Source organism: Crossiella sp. CA-258035 (genome assembly GCF_030064675.1).
Lineage (GTDB): Bacteria > Actinomycetota > Actinomycetes > Mycobacteriales > Pseudonocardiaceae > Crossiella.
This window is the reverse complement of sequence record NZ_CP116413.1, coordinates 2,375,975-2,396,976: the sequence shown is the minus strand read 5'-3', so window position 1 is coordinate 2,396,976 and position 21,002 is coordinate 2,375,975. Positions and strand designations below refer to the sequence as shown.

At 73.5% G+C, this 21,002-nt stretch carries 2 protein-coding genes and 1 pseudogene; all 3 read right to left on the bottom strand.

What is annotated here, in order from left to right; all coding sequences use genetic code 11:
• Positions 1–43: 43 nt before the first annotated feature.
• On the bottom strand, positions 44–5,185 hold the full coding sequence (locus tag N8J89_RS11350) for a type I polyketide synthase (protein WP_502868439.1): 5,142 nt from the start codon (positions 5,183–5,185) through the stop codon (positions 44–46).
• A gap of 13 nt (positions 5,186–5,198) precedes the next feature.
• Positions 5,199–9,971: a type I polyketide synthase gene (locus N8J89_RS11345; protein WP_283664295.1), complete on the bottom strand. Its 4,773-nt coding sequence runs from the start codon at positions 9,969–9,971 to the stop codon at positions 5,199–5,201.
• 41 nt (positions 9,972–10,012) lie between these two features.
• Positions 10,013–20,899: pseudogene (locus N8J89_RS11340) on the bottom strand (type I polyketide synthase); the annotation flags it as partial.
• Between the last annotated feature and the right edge of the window lie 103 nt (positions 20,900–21,002).

The following is a 21,002-nucleotide window of genomic DNA, read 5'->3' as shown; positions in this document are numbered from 1 at the left end:
TCGGCGACATGCCGCCCCCTCGGTTCGTGTCGTGGTCAGGTGGTCAGTGGACGCCGAGCTCGGAGTCGACGAGGGCGAACAGCTCGTCGTCGGTGGCCAGGTCGAGCTTGGCGGTGGGGGTCTGGTCGGGTGCTTCGTCCACTGTGGACAGAAGTGCCCTGAGCTTCGCGACGGCTTCGGCGCGGGTGTCCCCGGTGAGCGCGGTCAGGCTGGCAGCCAGCCGGTCCAGCTCGGCGAGCACCGGTGACGTGGCCTGTTCGACCGGCAGCTCCTCCAGGAGGTAGCCGGCGAGTGCGGCCGGGGTGGGGTAGTCGAAGACCAGGGTGGCCGGCAGGCGCAGGCCGGTGGCCGCGGTGAGCTGGTTGCGCAGTTCGACCGCGGTGAGCGAGTCGAAGCCCAGGTCCTGGAAGGCCCTGCTCTCCTGGACCGCACCGGCGGAGCCGTGGCCGAGCACGGCGGCGGCCTTGGCGCGCACCAGGTCGATCAGCACGGCGGCCCGGTCGTCGGGGTCGAGTCCGGCCAGCCGCTGACGGAGGTCGCCGGTGTCGGCGGCCTTGCGCGGCTTGGCCTTGATGAGTCCGCGCAGCAGCGGCGGCACCTCGTCGCGGCTGGCCTTGGTGGACAGGCGCATCGGCACCAGCACCGGTTCACCGGAGCCGAGCGCGGCGTCGAACAGCGCCAGTCCGTCCGTTGTGGACAGTGCGTCGACGCCACCACGGGTGAGCCGGGTGGAGTCCACGCCGTCGGCCATGCCCTGTGCCCACAGGCCCCAGGCCAGCGACACGGTGGGCTTGCCCTGGGCGGCGCGGGCTCGGGCGAAGGAGTCCAGCACCGCGTTGGCGGCGGCGTAGTTGCCCTGGCCCGCGTTGCCGAAGGTGGCCGCGGCCGAGGAGAACAGCACCAGGGTGGTCTCCGGCCCGGTCAGCTCGGCCAGGTTGCGGGCGGCGTCGAGCTTGGGGCGCAGCACGGTGTCCAGGCGCTCGGGGGTGAGCGCGGTGAGCATGCTGTCATCGAGCACGCCCGCGGTGTGCACCACCGCGTTGACCGGGTGCTCGGCGAGCACGGCGGCCAGGGCGTCCCGGTCGGCGGCGTCGCAGGCCGCGACGGTGACGTTGGCGCCCAAGGAGATCAGCTCGTCGCGGAGCTCGGTCGCACCAGGGGCGGACAGGCCGCGGCGGCTGGTGAGCACCAGGTCGCGGATGCCGTGGCCGGTGACCAGGTGGCGGGCGAACAGCGCGCCCAGGCTGCCGGTGGCTCCGGTCACCAGGACCGGTCCGGTCAGCTGGGCCGCGGCACCGGTGGCGCGGGCCAGTCGTGGCGCGAACACCTTGCCCTCGCGGACCCGCAACTCGGGCTCGCCGGTGGCCACGGCCGCGGCGACCAGCTCCGGGTTGTCGGTGTCGACCAGCACGAACCGGCCGGGCTCCTCGGCCTGGGCGGCGCGGATGAGGCCGTGCACCGCGGCGGCGGCCAGGTCGGTGTCCGCGTTGGCGGTCACCACCACCAGCCGGGACAGCGCCAGCTCCGGATCGGCCAGGAAGTCCTGGGCCGCCTTGAGGATGTGCGCGGTGGCCGCGCGCACCTCGGGCTCGGTGCTGTGCACCACCAGCGCGTCGGTCAGCTCAGTGTCCACTGTGGACAGCTCGGTCCAGTCGACGCGGAACAGCGAGTCCTGGCTGTCCCTGGCGGTGCGCAGCGCCTCGGCGGAGACCGGGCGCAGCACCAGGGAGCCGATCGAGGCGACCGGTGCGCCGGTGGGGTCGGACAGGGTGAGCGAGACGGCGTCGGCGGCGACCGGGGTGAGCCGGACCCGGACGACGGAGGCCCCGGGCTGGTGCAGGCTGACGTCGTTCCACAGGAAGGGCAGCCGGGCCTGGCCGGTGTCCTCGATCAGGGTGCCCAGGCCGACCGCGTGCAGGGCGGCGTCCAGCAGGGCCGGGTGCACGCCGAAGCGCGCGCCGTCGTTGTCGGGCAGGCTGACCTCGGCGAGCACGTCGTCGCCGTGCTGCCAGGCGGCCTTGAGGCCCTGGAAGGTGGGGCCGTAGTCGTAGCCCCATTCGGCGACCCGGTCGTAGAGGTCGGACACGTCGAGCGGCACCGCGTCGGCTGGCGGCCAGGCGTTCTCGACCGCGGCCGGTGCGGTGTCGGTGGTGAGGATGCCGCTGGCGTGCCGGAGCCAGGTCTCGCCGGCGCGGGAGTGCAGGGTCAGGGTGCGGCGGCCGGTCTCGTCGGTGGCGGTGACCGCGAGCTGGAGCTGGACCGCGCCGTCGGCGGGCAGCACCAGCGGGGCCTCGATGGTCAGCTCGGCCACGGTGTCCGCGCCGACCTGGCGGCCGGCGTGCAGGGCCAGGTCCACGAAGGCGGTGCCGGGCAGCAGCACGGTGTCCAGCACGGTGTGCTCGGCCAGCCACGGGTGGGTGCGCAGGGACAGGCTGCCGGTGAAGACGAACCCGTCGCTGCCGGGCAGTGGCAGGGCCGCGCCGAGCAGCGGGTGCTCGGCGGCGGTCAGGCCGAGTCCGGCGGCGTCGGCGAGCGCGGCACCGTCCAGCCAGTAGTGCTGGCGCTGGAAGGGGTAGCCGGGCAGGTCGACGCGGCAACCACCGGCCACAGTGGACAGATCAACGTTGACACCGCGGACCAGGGCCTCGGCCAGGCCGGTGAGCAGGGCCTCGGGCTCGGGGCGGTCCTTGCGCAGCAGCGGCAGGAAGGCGGCGTCCAGGGTTTCCTGGCCCAGCGCGGAGAGCACGCCGCCGGGGCCGATCTCCAGGAAGGTGCGCACCTCGTCCTCGGCCAGGCAGCGCAGCGCGTCGGCGAACCTGACCGCCTCGCGCACGTGCCGAACCCAGTAGTCCGGGCTGGTCAGCTCGGCGGAGACCGGCTGGCCGGTGAGGGTGGAGACCAGCGGAATGTTCGGCACGGCGTAGGAGATCGTCTCCGCGACCGCGCGGAAGTCGGCGAGCATGCCGTCCATCAGCGGCGAGTGGAAGGCGTGGCTCACGGTGAGCCGCCGGGTCTTGCGGCCCTGGGCGGCGAACCGCTCGGCCAGGGCGACCACCGCGGTCTCCTCGCCGGAGAGCACCACCGAGTCCGGGCCGTTGACCGCGGCGATGGCGACCCCGTCGGTCAGCTCGACCTCGTCCTCGCTGGCCTGCACCGCGACCATCGCGCCACCGGCGGGCAGGGCCTGCATCAGGCGGCCGCGGGCGGCGACCAGCTTGGCCGCGTCGGCCAGGGAGAACACCCCGGCCACGTGCGCGGCGGCCAGCTCGCCGATGGAGTGCCCGGCTACCACGTCGGGGGTGAGGCCGAGGGACTCGACCAGGCGGTGGAGCGCGACCTCGATGGCGAACAGGGCGGGCTGGGTGTAGCCGGTCTGGTGCAGCTCCTCGGTGTCCAGGACCTCGCGCAGCGGGCGGGGCAGGTGCCGGTCCAGCTCGGCGCAAGCCGCGTCGAAGGCTTCGGCGAAGACCGGGAAGCGGGCGGCCAGTTCCGCGCCCATGCCCAGGCGCTGGGAGCCCTGGCCGGAGAAGAGGAACGCGGTGCGCCCCTCGGTCACGGTGCCCTGGACCAGGCCGGGCGCCTGCTCGCCGTTGGCGAGGGCGGTGAGCGCCGCGGTCAGGGTTTCCTTGCTGTCGGCCAGGACAACCGCGCGGTCGCTGAGCTTGGCCCGGCAGGTCAGGGTGGAGTAGGCCAGGTCGGCCAGTGGCGCGTCGACCTGGCGCAGGTTGGCGGCCTGGGCCCGCAGTGCGTCGATGCCCTTGGCGGACAGCAGGACCGGCGCGATCAGCGGGGCCGGACTGGGTTCGGCGGGCTCGGTGGCGGGGGCCTGTTCCAGGATGACGTGGGCGTTGGTGCCGCTGACGCCGAAGCTGGACACCGCGGCCCGGCGCACGCTCTCCCGCCACGGCTGCTCCTCGGTGAGCAGCGCGACCGATCCGGCGGACCAGTCCACGTGCGGCGAGGGCTCGTCCACGTGCAGGGTGCGCGGCAGCACGCCGTGGTTGAGCGCCAGCACCATCTTGATCACCCCGGCGATGCCCGAGGCGGCCTGGGTGTGGCCGATGTTGGACTTCAGCGAGCCCAGCCACAGCGGGGTTTCCCGGCCCTGGCCGTAGGTGGCCAGCAGGGCCTGGGCCTCGATCGGGTCGCCGAGGGTGGTGCCGGTGCCGTGCGCCTCCACCACATGAACGTCCGAAGTGGACAGTCGTGCGTTGGCCAGGGCGGCCTGGATGACCCGCTGCTGGGCGGGGCCGCTGGGGGCGGTGAGGCCGTTGGAAGCGCCGTCCTGGTTGATCGCGCTGCCCCTGACCACGGCCAGGATGCGGTGGCCGCGGCGCTGGGCCTCGGAGAGGCGTTCCACCAGCAGCACGCCGACGCCCTCGCCCCAGCCGACGCCGTCCGCGGCGGCGGCGAAGGACTTGCAGCGGCCGTCGGGGGCCAGGCCGCTCTGCCGGGAGAACTCGGTGAACGCGCCGGGGGTGGCCATCACCGCGACGCCGCCGACCAGGGCCAGCTCGCACTCGCCGGTGCGCAGCGACTGCGCGGCCAGGTGCAGGGCGACCAGCGAGGAGGAGCAGGCCGTGTCGATGGTGACCGCGGGGCCGGACAGGCCCAGGGTGTAGGCGATCCGGCCCGAGGCGACCGCGGTGGCGCCGCCGGTGAGGAAGTAGCCCTCGGAGCCGGTGCCCGCCTGCTGCAGGCCAACGCCGTAGCCCTGGCCGGACACCCCGGCGAACACGCCGACCGCCTTGCCGCGCAGGGAGTTCGGGTCGATCCCGGCGTGCTCGACCGCGGTCCAGGACGCCTCCAGCAGCAGGCGCTGCTGCGGGTCCATCGCGGCGGCCTCGCGCGGCGAGATGCCGAAGAAGCCGGCGTCGAACTCGGTGGCGTCGTAGAGGAATCCGGCCTCGGTGGCCTGCGGGCCGGTGCTGTCCGCGTCGTAGATCGAGGCCGGGTCCCAGCCGCGGTTCTCCGGCAGCCCGCCGACGGCGTCCACACCGCCGGTGAGCAGCCGCCACAGGGCTTCTGGACTGTCGGCACCACCGGGCAGGCGGCAGCTCATGCCGACGATGGCCAGGGGTTCGCGGGTGGTCGCCTCGCGCTGACGCAGGCGTTCGTTCTCCTTGAGCGAGGCGCGCAGGGCCTCGACGACCTTGTCGGTCGGGGTAGCCATCTTGGTCTCCACAAGCTCGGTCAGGTCAGGAGTCAGAGCCCTGGAGGGCCAGGCGCACCAGGTCGTCGGCGTCCATCTCGTCGAGGTCTTCGCCGTCGTCCACAGTGGACTCAACTGGGTCAGTGCCGCCCTCGGCCATGCGCAGCAGCGCGTCGAGCAGCCCGGCCTCCCGGAGGCGGGCCAGCGGCAGGGTGGCCAGAGCGGCCCTGATCCGCTGTTCGGACTCGTCAACGCCGTCGGTGGCCGGGAACAGCTGGCCGCGCAGGAACTCGGCCAGCGCGCTCGGCGTGGGGTGGTCGAAGGCCATGGTGGCCGGGAGCTTCAGGCCGGTGGCCGCGGTGATCCGGTTGCGCAGCTCGACCGCGGTGAGCGAGTCGAAGCCCAGCTCGCGGAAGGCCCGTCCGGCGTCCACCGCGTCGGTGGAGTCGTGGCCGAGCACCCCGGCGACCTGGGTGCGCACCAGGTCGACCAGCGCGCGCCGCTGCTCCAGCGGGGAGGCGGCGGCAAGCCGTTGCGCCAGCCCGGAATCAGCCTCCGGCTCCGGCTCGGCGAGCAGTTCGCGGACCTCGGGCAGCTCGCCCAGCAGCGGGCTGGGGCGGACCGAGGTGAAGGCCGGGGTGAACTTGGTCCAGTCCATGTCCGCGATGGCGATCGCGGTCTCGTCCTCGTCCATGGCCCGCTGCAGCGCGGCGATGGCCAGGTCGGGGCGCATCTCCAGGATGCCGCGGCGGCGCAGCTGCTCCCCCGCGTCGCCCTCGGCCATGCCGCCCTCGGCCCAGGCGCCCCAGGCGACCGCGAGTGCGGGCTGCCCGGTGGCGCGGCGGTGCTGGGCGAGCGCGTCCAGGTAGGCGTTGCCGGCGGCGTAGCCGGTGTGGCCCGCGCTGCCCCACACGCCGGAGTTGGAGGAGAACAGCACGAAGGCGTCCAGGTCACCGGCGAACTCGGCCAGGTGCGCCGCGCCCGCGATCTTGACCGCGGTGACCTCGGCCAGCTCCTCCTGGGTCACCTCGTCGAGCGCGGTGGCCTGCGGCACCCCGGCCACGTGCATGATCGCGGTGACCGGGTGCCGGGCCAGCAGGTCGCGCACGGCCTCCCGGTCGCTGATGTCGCAGCCCTCGACGGTGGCCTTGGCACCCAGTTCGCCGAGCTCGGCGGCGAGCTCGCTCGCGCCGGGTGCGGCCAGGCCGCGGCGGCTGGTGAGCACCAGGTGGTCGGCCCCGTTGCGGGCCAGCCAGCGGGCCACCTGCGCGCCGATCGCGCCGGTGCCGCCGGTGACCAGCACGGTGCCAGTGGGCCGCCAGTCCCGCTTGGTGGCACCGCGCGGGGCGTGCACCAGGCGGCGGGTGAGGATCCCGTTGGCCCGCACCGCGAGCTGGTCCTCCTCCCCCGCACCTGCCAGCAGCGCGACCAGGCGGTTGAGGTCGGTTTCGCCGGGGTTGCCGGGCAGGTCGACCAGGCCGCCCCAGCGGCGGGCGTGCTCGAGTGCGGCGACCCGGCCGAAGCCCCAGATCTGGGCGGCCACCGGCTCGCGCACCGGGTCGGCCGGTCCGGTGCCGACCGCGCCACTGGTGACCGTCCACAGTGGAGCGTCGATCCCGGCGTCGCCGAGGGCCTGGGTGAGGGCGACGGTCAGGCGCAGCCCCCTGGACACCTCGGGGTGGGCCGAGGTGTCCAGGCCCAGCAGGGACAGCACTCCGCTGGGCGCCACGGAAGAGGTGGCGAGCTGCTGGGCGAGCCCGGCGCGGTCAACGCGGTCGAGCACCAGCTCGGCGACGTCGGCGCCACGAGCGCGCAGTGCGGCCGAAACCGCGGTGGTCAGGGGGTGGTCGGCGGCGGGCGCGACGAGCAGCCAGGTGCCGGACAGCTCAGCGGCGGCGGGTTCGGTGAGCTGACGCCAGGTGACCCGGTACCGCCAGCCGTCCACAGCGGACTGCTCACGGCGGCCCTTGCGCCAGGCGGACAGTGCGGGCAGCACGCCACTGAGCGGTTCGACGCCGGTGCCCAGGGTGCTGGCGAGGAGGTCCAGGTCCTCGTTCTCCACGGCGGACCAGAACTCGGCGTCGGCCGGGTCGGCGGCGGTGGCGGTCTGCTCGGGTTCGAGCCAGTACCAGCGGCCCTGGAAGGCGTAGGTGGGCAGGTCGATCCGCCGCGCGCCGGGGAAGGCCGGGTGCAGGTCGACGGGCAGGCCGCGGGTCTCGGCCTCGCCGAGGGAGAGCAGGAAGCGGTCCAGGCCGCCGTCCTCGCGGCGCAGCGAGCCGACCGCGACCGCCTCCACCTCCTCCAGGGTCTCCTGCACGCCGAAGGTGAGCACCGGGTGCGGGCTGGCCTCGATGAAGAAGCGGAAGCCGTCCTCGGCCAGCAGCCGGGTGGTCTCGGCGAAGCGGACGGTCTGGCGCAGGTTGGTGTACCAGTACTCGGCGTCCAGCCGCGCGGTGTCGATCAGTCCGGCGGTGACGGTGGAGTAGAACGGGATCGCCGAGGTCTTCGGCTCCAGTCCACTGAGGACGGTCAGCAGCTCGGTGCGGATGCTCTCCACGTGCGCGGAGTGCGAGGCGTAGTCCACCGGGATCTTGCGCACCCGGACTTCCGCGGCCTCGCACTCGGCGAACAGCTCGTCCAGGGCGTCCGGGTCACCGGCGACGACCACCGAGGCGGGGCCGTTGTGCGCGGCGACCGAGATCCGGCCGTCCCAGCGGGCCAGCCGCGCGGCGGCCTCCTCGCCGGAGAGCGAGACCGACATCATGCCGCCCTTGCCGGCCAGCGCCCGGATCGCCTTGCTGCGCAGGGCAACCACCTTGGCCGCGTCACGGAGGGACAGCGCACCCGACACCGCGGCGGCAGCGATCTCACCCTGTGAGTGGCCGACCACTCCGGCCGGCTCAACGCCATAGGACCGCCACAGCGCCGCCAGCGACACCATCACCGCCCACAGCGCGGGCTGCACCACGTCGACCTGCTCGAACTCACCGCTGCGCAGAACCTCCAGGAGGTCCCAGTCGGTGAACTCGGCGAGGGCTTCGGCGCATTCGGTGAGGCGCGCGGCGAAGACCGGCGAGGTCTCCAGCAGCTCAACGGCCATGCCGCGCCACTGCGAACCCTGGCCGGGGAAGACGAAGACCACTCGGCCGTCCACCCCGGAGACACCCTGCACCAGCGCGGGGTCGGGCCGGTTCGCGGCGAGTGCGCCCAGCCCTGCGCGCAGCGCGTCCCGGTCGGTGGCGGCCAGCAGCGCGCGGTGCTCGAACCGGGTGCGGGTGGTGGCCAGCGAGAAACCGAGGTCGGTCAGCGGAAGTTCAGGATTCTTGTCCACAAAGGACAGCAGTCGTTCGGCCTGGCCGCGCAGCGCTTCGGCACCCCGGGCGGAGAGCAGGATCGGCGACACCGCGACCGGAACCCGCTCGGGCTCAGCGATGTCGGCGGCGGGGGCCTGTTCCAGGATGGTGTGCGCGTTGGTGCCGCTCATGCCGAAGCTGGAGATGCCGGCCCGGCGCGGCTGCCCGGTCTCCGGCCAGGCCAGCTGTTCGGTGAGCAGCGACACCGCACCCGCGGACCAGTCCACGTGCGGCGAGGGCTCGTCCACGTGCAGGGTCTTGGGCAGCACGCCGTGCCGCATGGCCATGACCATCTTGATCACACCGGCGACGCCGGCGGCGGCCTGGGTGTGCCCGATGTTCGACTTGACCGAACCCAGCCACAGCGGGCGTTCCCGGTCCTGGCCGTAGGTGGCCAGCAGGGCCTGGGCCTCGATCGGGTCACCCAGGGAGGTGCCGGTGCCGTGCGCCTCCACCACGTCCACCTGGGCCGGGGTGAGGCGGGCGTCACTGAGCGCGTCGGCGATGACCCGGCGCTGGGACGGGCCGTTGGGCGCGGTGAGCCCGTTCGAAGCGCCGTCCTGGTTGATCGCGGTGCCGCGGATCACCGCGAGGATCTGGTGGCCGTTGCGCTGGGCGTCGGAGAGCTTCTCCAGCACCAGCATGCCCACGCCCTCGGCGAAGCCGAACCCGTCGGCCGCGGCGGAGAAGGGCTTGCAGCGGCCGTCGGCGGCCAGGCCGCCCTGGCGGGAGAACTCGACCAGGGAGTTGAGGCTGGACATCACGGTGACGCCGCCGGTGAGCGCGAGCCCGCACTCGTTGTTGCGCAGCGCCTTCACCGCCAGGTGCAGGGCGACCAGTGAGGAGGAACACGCCGTGTCCACGGTGAGCGCGGGACCCTCGAGGCCGAGGGTGTAGGCGACCCGGCCGGAGACGAAGCTGGTGGCCGCGCCGGAGAGCAGGTGGCCCTCCAGGTGCTGCGGGGACTGGTCCAGTCCCGGGGTGTAACCGGAGAACCACGCTCCGCTGAACACCCCGGTCCGGCTGCCGCGCAAGGAGACCGGGTCGATCCCGGCCCGCTCGAAGGCCTCCCAGGAGGCTTCCAGGATCAGCCGCTGCTGCGGGTCCATGGCCAGCGCCTCGCGTGGCGAGATGCCGAAGAACCCGGCGTCGAACTTGCCCGCGTCGTAGACGAACCCGGCCTCGCGGGCGTAGTAGGTGCCGGGGTTGTCGGGGTCCGGGTCGTACCGGCCCCCGACATCCCAGCCGCGGTCGGCTGGAAAGCCGCCGACCGCGTCACCGCCGCCGGAAACGAGGTTCCACAGGGATTCCGGACTGTCGACCCCGCCAGGCAGGCGGCAGCTCATGCCGATGATGGCCACGGGCTCGTGCCCGGCCTCCTCGACCTCACGCAGCCGCTTGGTGGTCCGGTGCAGGTCGGTGGTGACCCGCTTGAGGTACTCGCGGAGCTTCTCTTCGTTCGACATCCAGCATCCCCAGTTCGTCAGACCCTCCGCGAGTCTCCGTCCTAAACGGACTGTCCGAACTCCTTGTCAATGAAGTCGAACAGGTCGTCGTCGGACGCGGACTCGATAACGTCCACATCGTCGTCACCCGGCTCGGCCGCCGCGCTCCACATGGCCGCCAACGCCGTCAGCCGCTGGGCGATCGCGGAGATCTCCGCGGGCGCCACCCCGGCCAGCCCCGCCTCCAGCCGGTCGAGCTCGGCCAGCAGCGGTGCCGCGGCCGGCTCGTCGGGCAGGAGTTCGGCTCGCAGCAGCTCCGCGAGCGCGAGCGGGGTCGGGTAGTCGAAGACCAGCGTGGCCGGCAGGCGCAGCCCTGTGGCCGCGTTCAACCGGTTCCGCAGCTCGACCGCGGTGAGCGAGTCGAACCCGAGCTCCTTGAACGCTCGGTCCGCGCTCACCGCGTCCGGTCCGGCGTGTCCGAGTACGGTGGCGACGTTGCCCCGCACCAGGTCCAGCAGCGCCCGGTCCCGCTCCGCCGCGGGGAGTCCGGTCAGCCGCTGCACCAGGGCAGACACTCCGGCGCCTGCCGATCCGGCCTCCGCGGTCCTGCGCGCCGGGTTCCGCACCAGCCCCGTGAGCGAGGAAGGCACGGATCCCGCCTGTCGCAGGACCGCGGTGTCCAGGCCCATCGGCACCAGCACCGCCTCGTCAAAGCTAAGTCCGGCGTCGAGCAGCGCCAACCCCTGTTCTGAAGACAGGGGGGTCATGCCCGAACGGGCCATCCGCCCCAGTTCGGCCTCGTCCAGGTGGCCGGTCATGCCGCTGGCCTGCGCCCACAAACCCCAGGCCAGTGCCTGTCCGGGTACCCCTTGCGCGCGCCGGTGCGCGGCCAGGCCGTCCAGGAAGGCGTTGGCCGCGGCGTAGTTGGCCTGGCCCGCGCCGCCGAAGGTGGCCGAGGCGGAGGAGAACAGCACGAAGGCGTCCAGCTCACCGGTGAGCTCGTGCAGGTTGACCGCGGCGTCCACCTTGGGCCGCAGCACCTTCGCCAGCCGCTCCGGGGTGAGCGCGGAGAGCACGCCGTCGTCGAGCACCCCTGCGGCGTGGATCACACCGGTGAGCGGGTGCTCGGCCGGGACGCTGGAGAGCAAGGCGCTCAACGCGTTCCGGTCCGCGGCATCACAGTTTTCGATGCGCACGCTCGCACCCAGCTCCGCCAGGTCCGCGGCCAGCTCGGTGGCACCGGGTGTGTTCAGGCCGCGACGGCTGGTGAGCAGCAGGTGCCGCACCCCGTGCCGGGTGACCAGGTGCCTGGCCAGCAGCGCGCCCAGGGTGCCGGTACCGCCGGTGATCAGCACGGTGCCGTCGGTGCGCAGGCCGCGCGGGATGGTGAGCACCAGCTTGCCGACGTGCTTGGCCTGGCTGAGGAACCGGTAGGCGTCCTTGGCCCGGCGCAGGTCCCAGGTGCGCACCGGCAGCGGCCGCAGCACCCCCTGCTCGAACAGGGGCAGCAGCGCGGCGAAGATCTCCGCGATCCGGTCCTCCCCCGCGTCGGTGAGGTCGAAGGCGCGGTAGGCCACCCCGGGGTGCTCGGCCGCGACCAGGTCGGCGTCCCGGATGTCGGTCTTGCCCATCTCCACGAACCGGCCGCCGCCGGGCAGCAGCCGCAGCGAGGCGTCCACGAACTCGCGGGCCAGCGAGTCCAGCACCACGTCGACCCCCCTACCGCCGGTGACCGCGCCGAACTCGCGCTCGAAGTCCAGGGTGCGGGAGTTGGCGATGTGGTCCTCGGCCAGGCCGAGGGCGCGCAGGGTGTCCCACTTGCCGGTGCTGGCGGTGCCGAACACCTCGGCGCCCCAGTGCTTGGCCAGCTGCACCGCGGCCATGCCGACGCCACCGGCGGCGGCGTGCACCAGCACCTTCTCCCCCGCGCCCAGCCCGGCCAGGTCGTGCAGGGCGTAGTAGGCGGTGAGGAACACCACCGGCACCGAGGCGGCGGTCTCGAAGCTCCAGCCCGCCGGGATCCGGGTGACCAGGCGCTGGTCGGCGACCACGTAGGGGCCAAAAGCCCCGGCCAGCAGGCCCATCACCCGGTCGCCGGGCCGGAAGCCGGTGACGCCCGGTCCGACCTCGGTGATCACACCGGCGCCCTCGGTGCCCATCAGCGCCTTGTCCGGGTACATGCCCAGGCCGATCAGCACATCGCGGAAGTTCAGGCCCGCGGCGCGGATCGCGATCCGGACCTGGCCCTCGGCGAGGGTTTCCAGGACCTCGGGGCAGGGCAGCAGGGCCAGGTTCTCCAGCGTGCCCTCACCGGCCACGTCCAGCCGCCAGGCGTCCACATCGGACGGTGCGACCAGTGCCTCGGTGCTGGCTGCTCGTGCGAGCCGGAAGGCGTGCACCTGCCCGGCGCGCAGGGCGAGCTGGGGTTCGCCGGAGTGCAGGGCGGCGGGCAGGGCGGCGTAGGAGTCGTCGGCCTCGTCCAGGTCGAGCAGCTGGAACCGGTCCGGGTTCTCCGACTGGGCCGAACGGAGCAGTCCCCACACCGCGGCGCCCGCGAGGTCGGTGACGTCCTCGCCGTGCCGGGTGGCCACCGCGCCCCTGGTCACCACGACCAGCCGGCCCTCGTGGTCCTGGGCCAGCCAGCCCTGCACCAGCTCCAGCGCGCGGCGGGTGGCCGCGTGCGTGATCTCGGTGCGCGGCCCGGTGACCGAGGGGAAGGCGACCAGGGTCAGCTCGGGCGGGTTCGCCGCCAGTCCGGCCAGGTCGGCGTGGCTGGTGACCGCGCTGCCGCTGCTGGCCAGCGCGGCGCCCACCTTGAGGTCGTCCCTGCCCAGCACCGCGACCGGGGTCGGCGAGGAGGGCGCGGTGAGTCCACTGAGGACGGTCCAGTCGAGGCGGAACAGCTTGTCCAGGTTGCTGTCCCTGGCCGCCAGCGCGTCGGCGCTGACCTGCCGCAGCTGCAAGGACTCCACGGCCGCGACCGGAGCGCCGGTGGGGTCGGCCACGGTGATCGCGATCGCGTCCTCCCCGGCGGCGCGCAGCCGGACCCGGAGTGCGGTGGCGCCCTCGGCGTGCAGGGTGAAACCGTTCCAGGCGAAGGGCAGGCGCGGGGTCTCCGGGTCGGCGAAGAAGTCGCCGAGGCCGATCGCCTGCACGGCCGCGTCCAGCAGCGCCGGGTGCAGGCCGTAGCGGCCCGCGTCCTCGGCCTGCGGCAGCTCGACCTCGGCGTAGACCTCCTCGGCGGTGCGCCAGGCCGCGCGCAGGCCCTGGAAGGCGGGGCCGTACTCGTAGCCCCGGTCGGCGAACCGGCCGTAGATGTCCTCCACCGGAACCGGGGTGGCACCGGCGGGCGGCCAGGCGGTCAGCTCCTCGGTCCTGCCCGCCGTGCTGGAGAGCAGGCCGCTGGCGTGCCGGGTCCACGGCTGGTCCGGGTCGGCGGACTCCGGGCGGGAGTGCAGGGTGAGCGTGCGGCCGCCGTTGGCGTCCGGACCGCTGAGCACCAGCTGCACGGCCACGCCGCCGCTGGCGGGCAGCAGCAGCGGGGCTTCCAGGGTCAGCTCGTCCAGGCGGTGGCAGCCGACCGCGTCCCCGGCATGGCAGGCCAGCTCGACGAACGCGGTGCCCGGCAACAGGATCGTGCCGGAGACGGCGTGGTCGGCCAGCCACGGGTGGGTCTGCAAGGAGAGCCTGCCGGTGAACAGGTAGCCGTCGCTGTCGGCGAGCGCGACGGCCGCGCCGAGCAGCGGGTGCTCGGCGGTGTGCAGGCCGATGGCGCTGGCGTCGCCCGCCCGGCCGGAACCGGGGCGCGGCCAGTACCGCTGCCGCTGGAAGGCATAGGTGGGCAGGGTGAGCAGACGGCCGCCGCGGGTCCTCGGCGTGAGGTCGACCCGGTGGCCGCGGACCTGGAGCTCGGCCAGGGACAGCAGGAACCGGTCCTGGCCGCCGTCCTCGCGGCGCAGCGAACCGGTGGCCACGCCCCGGTCGCCGAGGATCTCGTTGAGCCCGAAGGTCAGCACCGGGTGCGGGCTGGCCTCGACGAAGGCGGTGAAGCCCTGGTCGGCGAGGCCACGCACGACCTCCTCGAACCGGACGGTCTGGCGCAGGTTGGTGTACCAGTACTCCGCGTCCAGCGCGGTGGTGTCGATCAGCTCACCGGTCACCGTGGAGTGGAACGGGATCACCGAGCTCTGCGGCGACAGTCCACTGAGGACGGTCAGCAGTTCCTCGCGGATCTGCTCGACGTGCGCGGAGTGCGAGGCGTAGTCCACCGGGATCTTGCGCACCCGGATCTCCGCGGCCTCGCACTCGGCGAACAGCTCGTCCAGGGCTTCCGGGTCACCGGCGACCACGATCGCAGTGGGGCCGTTGATGGCGGCCACCGAGATGCGGCCGTCCCAGCGGGTCAGTCGCTCCTCGACCTCGGCCAGCGGCAGCGGCACGGACATCATGCCGCCCTTGCCCGCCAACGCCCGGATCGCCTTGCTGCGCAGGGCGACCACCTTGGCCGCATCCCGCAGCGACAGTGCGCCAGAGACGGCAGCCGCAGCGATCTCGCCCTGTGAGTGGCCGACCACTCCGGCAGGCTCGACGCCATAGGACCGCCACAGCGCGGCCAGCGACACCATCACCGCCCACAGCGCGGGCTGCACCACGTCCACCCGGTCGAAGCCGGGGCCGTTGCCGCGCAGCACCTCGAAGAGGTCCCAGTCGGTGAACTCGGCCAGCGCACCGGCGCAGTCGGCCAGCCGCTCGGCGAACACCGGCTCGGCCTCGGCCAGCGCCAGGGCCATGCCCAGCCACTGCGAACCCTGACCGGGGAAGACGAACGCGACCTTGCCCGGCGCGCCCGCCAGGCCCTGGACCAGGGCGCCGGAGGGCTCGTCCTGGGCCAGGGCGGCGAGCCCGGCGCGGAAGTCGGCGCGCTCGGTGGCCACCAGCACGGCGCGGTGCTCGAAGCGCCCGCGCTGTTCGGCCAGTGACCGGGCCACGTCGACCGGTGCCGAGTCGGGGTGGTTGTCCAGGAAGTCGAGCAGCCGCTCGGCCTGTCCGCGCAGGGCTTCCGGCGAGCGGGCGGCCAGCAGCCACGGCTGCGGACCGTCCACAGTGGACGGTGAAACCGGCTCGTCGGCGGGGGCTTCCTCCAGGATGGCGTGCGCGTTGGTGCCGCTCATGCCGAAGCTGGAGATCCCGGCCCGGCGCGGTTCGCCGGTGCTCGGCCACTGCTGGGCCTCGGTGAGCAGCGAGACCGCGCCGGCCGACCAGTCGATCTGCGGCGAGGGCGCGTCCACGTGCAGCGTCTTGGGCAGCACGCCGTGCCGCATGGCCAGCACCATCTTCATCACGCCCGCGATACCGGCGGCCGCCTGGGTGTGCCCGATGTTGGACTTCAGGGAACCCAGCCACAGCGGGGTTTCCCGGTCCTGGCCGTAGGTGGCCAGCAGGGCCTGGGCCTCGATCGGGTCGCCGAGGGTGGTGCCGGTGCCGTGCGCCTCCACCGCCTCGACCTGGTGGGCGGACAGCCCGGCGCTGGCCAGCGCCTGCCGGATGACCCGCTGCTGGGCCGGTCCGTTCGGCGCGGTCAGGCCGTTGGAGGCGCCGTCCTGGTTCACCGCGCTGCCGCGAACCAGGGCCAGCACCGGGTGTCCGTTGCGGCGGGCGTCGGAGAGTCGTTCGAGCACCAGCATGCCCGCGCCCTCGGCGAGGGCGAAGCCGTCCGCCGCGGCGGCGAAGGCCTTGGACCGGCCGTCCCGGGCCAGTCCGCGCTGCCTGCTGAACTCGAAGAACATGTCCGGCGTCGACATGATCGTGACACCGCCGGCCAGCGCGAGGGAGCACTCGCCGTTGCGCAGCGCCTGCGCGCCCAGGTGCAGGGCGACCAGGGAGGCCGAGCACGCGGTGTCCACGGTGAGCGCGGGGCCTTCGAGGCCGAGGGTGTAGGAGATGCGGCCGGAGAGGATGCTGGCCCCGTTGCCGATGGCCAGGTAGCCGTCGAAGTTGTCCGGGCCGTCCAGCAGCAGCGGCGCGTAGTGCTGGCCGTTGGTGCCGGCGAACACGCCGACCGCCTTGCCGCGCAAGGAGTCCGGGTCGATGCCCGCCCGCTCGAAGGCCTCCCAGGAGGTTTCCAGCAGCAACCGGTGCTGCGGGTCCATCGCGGTGGCCTCGCGCGGGGAGATGCCGAAGAAGGCCGGGTCGAACTCGTCGGCCTGGTGCAGGAAGCCGCCCTCGCGGGTGTAGGAGCGGCCGCTGCTCTCCGGGTTCGGGTCGTAGAGCGCGTCCAGGTCCCAGCCGCGGTTGTCCGGGAAGCCGGAGATCGCGTCCACGCCCTCGGCGACCAGGCGCCACAGGGCTTCCGGGGTGTCCACGCCGCCGGGGAAGCGGCAGGCCATGCCGACGATGGCGATCGGGTCGTCGTCCAGCACCGCGACCGTGGATGCCTCGGCCGCCGCGCTGACGCCGAGGATCTCGCCGCGCAGGAAGTCGGCGAGCACAGTGGCGGTCGGGTAGTCGAAGACCAGCGTGGCCGGGAGCTTCAGGCCGGTGGCGGTGTTGAGGCGGTTGCGCAGGTCGACCGCGGTGAGCGAGTCGAAGCCCAGCTCACGGAAGGCGCGGTTGACGTCGACCGACTCCGGCGAGGGGTGTTCCAGCACCGCGGCCAGCTGGGCGCGCACCAGGTCCAGCACGACCTGGGCCTGGTCGGCCTCGGCCAGGCCGGAGAGCCGCTGTGCCAGCGGGGATCCGGTCTGCTCGGTCTCGACCTCCAGCTCGGCGACCTGGGGCAGGGCGGAGAGCAGCGGGCTGGGCCGGGCGGCGGTGAAGCCGGGGTGGAAGCGGGACCAGTCGATGTCCGCCATGGTCACCGCGGTCTCGTTGTGGTCGAGCACCTGGCGCAGCGCGGTCAGCGCGGCGGCCGGGGCCAGCGCGCGGACCCCGCGGCGGCGCAGCTGCTCGCCCATGGCCTCGACGGTGGCGCCGCCGTCCCATGGGCTCCAGGCGATCACGTTGGCGGGCAGGCCGTTGCCGCGGCGGTACTCGGCGAGCGCGTCCAGGTAGGCGGACCCGGCGGCGTAGGCGGCCTGGTTGCCACCGCCCCAGACCGCGGCGACCGAGGAGAAGAAGACCACGTGCTCCGGTTCGATCAGCAGCGCCTCGACCGCGAGCACATCGGCGGTCTTGGCCGCGACCACGGCGGCGAAGTCAGCAAGGCCAACACTGTCCACTTCGGACGGATCGACCACCGGCGGCGCGTGCAGCACGGTGCTGACCTCGGTGGCCTTGGCCAGGTCGGTGTGCGCGGTGACGCCCAGTTCGGCCAGTTCCTCGACCAGTGCGGCGGCCGCGCCGGGGAGCACGAGGGTGGTGACGCCCTGGGTGGCCAGCCAGCGGGCGGCTTCCGCGCCGAGCGGTCCGGCTGCGCCGGTGACCAGTGCGGTGTCGCCGGGCTGCCAGCTGCGGGCGGGCTTGCCGGTGAGCGGAGCGGGGGTGAGGCGGCGGCCGAACAGCCCGGCCGGACGGACCGCGACCTGGTCTTCGGCCCCGGTCAGTGCCGCCACGAGCTGGACACCGGTCCGCTCGTCCAGCACCTCGGGCAGGTCGACCAGGCCACCCCAGCGGCCGGGGTGTTCCAGTGCCACCACCCGGCCGAAGCCCCAGACCTGGGCCTGTTCCGGGCTGGTCAGCACGTCCGAACCGCCGATGCCGACCGCGCCCCTGGTCAGGCACCACAGCGGAGCCGGGGCCCCGGTGTCACCGAGTGCCTGGGTGAGCAGCAGGGTCTGGGCCAGGCCGACGGCCAGTTCGGGGTGATCGGGATGCGGGGTGTCGTCCAGCGCCAGCACCGAGATCAGTCCGGCGGCCTCGGCGATGCCCGCCGCGCGCAGGGTTTCCGCGATCTCCGCGCGGCCGCCCTGGACGGCGATCTCGGTGACCTGTGCGCCGTGTGCGGTGAGCGCCTCGGTCAGTCCGGCCGGGGCGGTGCCCGCGAGCAGCCAGTTTCCGTTGAGGGTAGGGGCGTTAGGGGTGTTGAGCGGGGTCCAGGTGACCCGGTAGCGCCAGCCGTCCACGGCCGCGAGCTCCTTGCGCTGGCGGCGCCAGGTGGACATCGCGGGCAGCACTTCGTGCAGCGGGGTGTCGCCGTCCACGGCCAGGGTGGCGGTCACCTCGTCCAGGTCGGCGCGGTCCACCGCGTCCCAGAACCCGGCGTCGGCGGGGTCGGCGGCTGCGGCCGGGGCCAGCGGTTCGAGCCAGAACCGCCTGCGCTGGAAGGGATAGGTGGGCAGTTCGCGGCGGCGGGCGCCGGAGTTGGCGAAGACGACCTGCCAGTCCAGCTCCAGGCCGCCCACGTAGGCCTCGGCCAGTGAGGTGAGGCAGCGGGTGAGGCCGCCCTCCTCGCGGCGCAGCGAGCCGACCACGACGGCCTCGCCGCCCGCGGCGTCCACGGTGTGCTGCACGCCGACGGTGAGCACCGGGTGCGGGCTCATCTCGATGAAGAACCGGTAGCCCTGCTCGACCAGGCCGCGCACGGTGTCCTCGAACCGCACGGTCTGGCGGAGGTTGGTGTACCAGTACTCGGCGTCCACGACGGCGGTGTCGATCAGGTCGCCGGTGACCGTGGAGTGGAACGGGATCTCCGCCGAACGCGGCTGGATCGGGGCCAGCACGCGCAGGATCTCCTCGCGGATCTCCTCGACGTAGGCGGAGTGCGAGGCGTAGTCCACCGGGATCTTGCGAGCCCTGATGTCAGCGGCCTCGCACTCCGCGAACAGCTCGTCAAGGGCCTCGGGCTCACCGGCGACCACGACGGTGCTGGGGCCGTTGACCGCGGCGACCGAGATCCGGCCGTCCCAGCGGGCGATGCGGTCCTCGACCTCGGTGCGGGGCAGCGGCACCGACATCATGCCGCCCTTGCCCGCCAGCGCGCGGATCGCCTTGCTGCGCAACGCCACCACGCAGGCCGCGTCGCGCAGGGACAGCGCGCCGGAGACCGCGGCGGCGGCGATCTCACCCTGGGAGTGGCCGACCACCGCGGAGGGGTTGACGCCGAAGGAGGCCCAGACCGCGGACAGCGAGACCATCATGGCCCACAGCGCGGGCTGCACCACGTCCACCCGGTCGAAGCCGGGACCGTTGCCGCGCAGCACTTCCAGCAGGTCCCAGTCGGTGAACTCGGCCAGCGCTTCGGCGCATTCGGTCATCCGGGCGGCGAACACCGGCGAGGAGTCCAGCAGTTCCAGGGCCATCCCGGCCCACTGCGAGCCCTGGCCGGGGAAGACGAAGGCGACCTTGTCGCTGGCGCGGGCGGTGCCGCGCACCAGGTTCGATGCGGTGCCGTCGGCGGCGAGGGCGTCCAGCGCGGTGCTGAAGCCGTCCCGGTCGGCGGCGATGACCACGGCGCGGTGCTCGAAGGCGCTGCGGCCGGTGGCCAGTGAGTAGGCGGTGTCCAGCACGGACAGCTCGGGCTCATTGTCCACAGTGGACTTGAGTCGGACGGCGGCCTCGCGCAGCGCCTCGGGGGTGCGGGCGGAGAGCAGCCAAGGCAGCACCTGCGGTTCGCTCTGCGCAACGGGTTCCGGCTCGGGAGCGGCCTCGATCACCGCGTGCGCGTTGGTGCCGGAGACGCCGAAGCTGGACACCGCGGACCGGCGCGGACGCCCGGTCTCCGGCCAGGGCTGGGCCTCGGTGAGCAGGGACACCGCGCCGGCGGACCAGTCGATCTGCGGCGAGGGTTCGTCCACGTGCAGGGTCTTGGGCAGCACGCCGTGCCGCATGGCCATGACCATCTTGATGATGCCGCCCGCGCCGGCGGCGGCCTGGGTGTGCCCGATGTTGGACTTCAGCGAGCCCAGCCACAGCGGCTGCTCGTCGGTGTGCTCGCGCCCGTAGGTGGCCAGGAGTGCCTGCGCCTCAATGGGATCGCCGAGCTTGGTGCCGGTGCCGTGCGCCTCCACCGCGTCCACCTCGGCGGCGGTGAGCCCGGCGTCGGCGAGGGCCTGGCGGATCACCCGCTGCTGGGAGGGACCGTTGGGGGCGGTCAGTCCACTGCTCGCGCCGTCCTGGTTGACCGCGGTGCCGCGCACCACGGCCAGGACCGGGTGGCCGTTGCGCTGCGCGTCGGAGAGCCTCTCCAGCAGGATCATGCCCGCGCCCTCGGCCCAGGAGGTGCCGTCGGCGGCCGCGGCGAAGGACTTGCAGCGGCCGTCCGGGGCCAGGCCGCGCTGGCGGGAGAACTCGACGAAGGCCGCGGGGGTGGCCATCACCGCGACGCCACCGGCCAGCGCGAGGGAGGTCTCGCCCTTGCGCAGCGAGCGGACCGCGAGGTGCAAGGCGACCAGCGAGGAGGAACACGCGGTGTCGATGGTGACCGAAGGCCCTTCCAGGCCAAGGGTGTAGGACACCCGGCCGGACACCACACTGCCGGAGCTGCCGGTGGCCAGGTAGCCCTCCACACCCGGCGGCACCTCGTGCATGCGCGGCGCGTAGTCGTGGTACATCAGGCCCGCGTAGACACCGGTCTTGCTGCCACGCAAGGAGTTCGGGTCGATCCCGGCCCGCTCGAAGGCCTCCCAGGAGGTCTCCAGCAGCAGGCGCTGCTGGGGGTCCATGGCCAGGGCCTCGCGCGGGGAGATGCCGAAGAAGTCCGGGTCGAACTCGTCGGCGTCGTGCAGGAAGCCGCTTTCGCGCACGTAGGCGGTGCCGGAGCGGTCCGGATCGGGGTCGTACAGGGAGTCCAGGTCCCAGCCGCGGTTGACGGGGAACGGCGTGATGCCGTCCCCGCCCGCCGCGACCAGGTCCCACAGCTGTTCGGGGCTGCTGACCCCGCCGGGGAACCGGCAGGCCATGCCGATGATCGCGATCGGCTCCTGGTCCTGGGACTCCAGCTCGGCCACCCGTCGCCGCGCGTCGCGCAGGTCGACGGTGGCCCGCCGGAGGTAGTCCAGGAGCTTCTGCTCGTTTTCGTTCGACACTGCCCTCAGCCCCCAAAGCCGATACGGGTTGTTGTTGCGCTACAGCAGACCGAGCTCGCGGTCCAGCACGTCGAACAGCTCGTCCGCGGTC